This is a genomic window from Streptococcus sp. 10824, assembly GCF_013276595.1.
Classification (GTDB): Bacteria; Bacillota; Bacilli; order Lactobacillales; family Streptococcaceae; genus Streptococcus; species Streptococcus pseudopneumoniae.
Window position 1 is genome coordinate 1 of the sequence record NZ_VMLH01000153.1, and the last position, 2,752, is coordinate 2,752.

General features: G+C 34.6%; 2 protein-coding genes. Both read left to right on the forward strand.

Going from position 1 to position 2,752, the window contains the following annotated elements; genetic code table 11:
• Window positions 1-194: 194 nt before the first annotated feature.
• Window positions 195-1,688, forward strand: coding sequence for a class I SAM-dependent DNA methyltransferase (locus tag HT701_RS10955; RefSeq protein ID WP_119920157.1), 1,494 nt, complete (start codon window positions 195-197; stop codon window positions 1,686-1,688).
• Between the two features lie 12 nt (window positions 1,689-1,700).
• The coding region (locus HT701_RS10960; protein ID WP_172931533.1) for a restriction endonuclease subunit S at window positions 1,701-2,752 on the forward strand (1,052 nt) is incomplete at its 3' end.

The window sequence follows — 2,752 nt, forward strand, 5'->3', positions numbered from 1 at the left end:
TTTGAGGTTGTGGATAGAACTGACAGAGTCAGTATCATATACCTACGGCAAGGTGAAGCTGACGTGGTTTGAAGAGATTTTCGAAGAGTATAAAATATTCAGGTGACGCATAGATATAGTTAATTGAAGCTTTGTTTGAAATCTGATAAAATAATGATATTACTAAGTTTTAAAAACTAAAGAAAAGGGAAGATATGATTACAGGCGAATTAAAAAATAAAATCGATCAGTTGTGGGAAATTCTTTGGACAGAAGGAAACGCAAATCCTTTAACAAATATTGAACAGTTGACTTATCTCTTATTTATGAAAGATTTGGATAGTGTCGAGCTTGGACGTGAAAGTGATGCTGAATTTCTAGGGATTCCTTATGAGGGAGTTTTTCCAAAAGATAAACCTGAATACCGTTGGTCAACTTTTAAAAATATAGGAGATGCTCAGGAAGTTTATCGTTTAATGACTCAGGAGATTTTTCCGTTTATTAAAAATCTCAAGGGAGATACAGATGATACAGCCTTTTCACGATATATGCGAGAAGCTATTTTTCAAATAAATAAACCTGCTACGCTTCAAAAGGCAATTTCTATCTTAGATGTTTTTCCAACTAGGGGATTAGATGTAGATTTTGATAATGACAAACAAAGTATTACTGATATCGGAGATATCTATGAATATCTGTTATCAAAATTGTCGACCGCAGGTAAAAATGGACAGTTCCGTACACCTCGTCACATCATCGATATGATGGTTGAGTTGATGCAACCGACTATCAAAGATATTATCTCAGATCCTGCTATGGGTTCTGCTGGCTTCTTAGTATCTGCTAGCCGTTACTTAAAGCGTAAGAAAGATGAATGGGAAACCAATGCAGATAATATCAATCATTTTCATAATCAGATGTTTCATGGAAATGATACGGATACGACTATGTTGAGACTTGGGGCGATGAACATGATGCTACATGGAGTAGAAAATCCACAAATCAGTTACCTTGACTCGCTGTCTCAAGATAATGAAGAAGCCGATAAATATACTTTGGTTTTAGCAAATCCTCCTTTTAAGGGCTCACTTGACTACAATTCAACCTCTAATGACCTTCTTGCAACCGTAAAAACCAAAAAAACAGAATTACTCTTTCTTTCTCTTTTCTTGCGAACTTTAAAACCAGGTGGACGAGCAGCAGTTATCGTACCTGATGGTGTCCTTTTTGGTTCGTCTAAAGCTCATAAAGGAATTCGTCAGGAAATTGTAGAGAACCATAAGCTTGATGCTGTAATCTCAATGCCTAGTGGTGTTTTCAAGCCTTATGCTGGAGTTTCAACTGCCATTCTCATCTTTACAAAAACTGGCAATGGTGGTACTGACAAGGTCTGGTTTTACGATATGAAAGCGGATGGCTTAAGTTTGGATGATAAGCGACAACCGATTAGCGACAATGATATTCCAGATATTATCGAACGCTTTCATCATCTTGAAAAAGAAGCAGAACGTCAGAGAACGGATCAATCTTTCTTTGTTCCAGTTGATGAGATAAAGGAAAATGATTATGATTTGTCTATCAATAAATATAAAGAGATTGAGTATGAAAAAGTTGAGTATGAACCAACAGAGGTCATCTTAAAGAAAATCAATGATTTAGAAAAAGAAATTCAAGACGGCTTGGCTGAATTAGAAAAATTACTCGAGTAGGAAGGTGGCTGTATGAAAAAAGTGAAGTTGGGGGAAGTCTTATCTCTAAAAAAAGGCAAGAAAGCCACTGTACTTGCTGAACAAACAACTCTAAGCCAACGTTATATTCAAATAGATGATTTAAGAAATAATAATAATTTAAAATTCACTGAAAGTTTAAATATGACTGAAGCACTTCCAGATGATATTCTGATAGCATGGGATGGTGCTAATGCAGGAACAGTTGGCTATGGGTTATCGGGAGCTGTTGGTAGTACAATTACGGTCTTAAAAAAGAATGAGCGATACAAAGAAAAAATTATATCAGATTACTTGGGAGTCTTTTTGGAAAGTAAATCGCAGTATTTACGAGATCATTCAACAGGTGCAACAATTCCTCATTTAAACAAGAATATATTACTTGATTTACAATTAGAATTGCTAGGTATCGAAGAACAAGAGAACATTATCTGTATTCTTAATACGATTAAAAGGCTTATTACTAAAAGAAAATTTCAGTTAGATGAACTAAACTTGCTCGTCAAATCCCGATTTAACGAGATGTTCGAAGAGTATCCTGACTCAGTATTCTTAGATACATATATAAAAGAACTAAGAGCAGGTAAAAGTTTAGCTGGTGAGGAAAATAATAAGAATAAAGTATTAAAAACAGGAGCTGTATCGTACGATTATTTTAATTCATCTGAAGTAAAAAATTTACCAATTGACTATATTCCCTTAGATGAACATAAAGTTGAAATAGGGGATGTAATTATTAGTCGTATGAACACTTCTGAACTAGTTGGGGCTGCTGGGTATGTTTGGGCTATCAATAGTGATAATATATATTTGCCAGATAGATTATGGAAGGTTATTTTGAATGATCGAGTAAATCCAGTTTTCTTATGGAAGCTTATTACAAATGAGAAAACAAAATTAAAAATTAAGAGAATTGCCTCTGGAACTAGTGGGAGTATGAAAAATATTTCGAAATCAAAATTTTTACAAATTATAGTCCCCCTCCCTCCTCTAGCCCTCCAAAATGAGTTTGCAGATTTTGTAGCCCAAGTCGACAAATCACAATT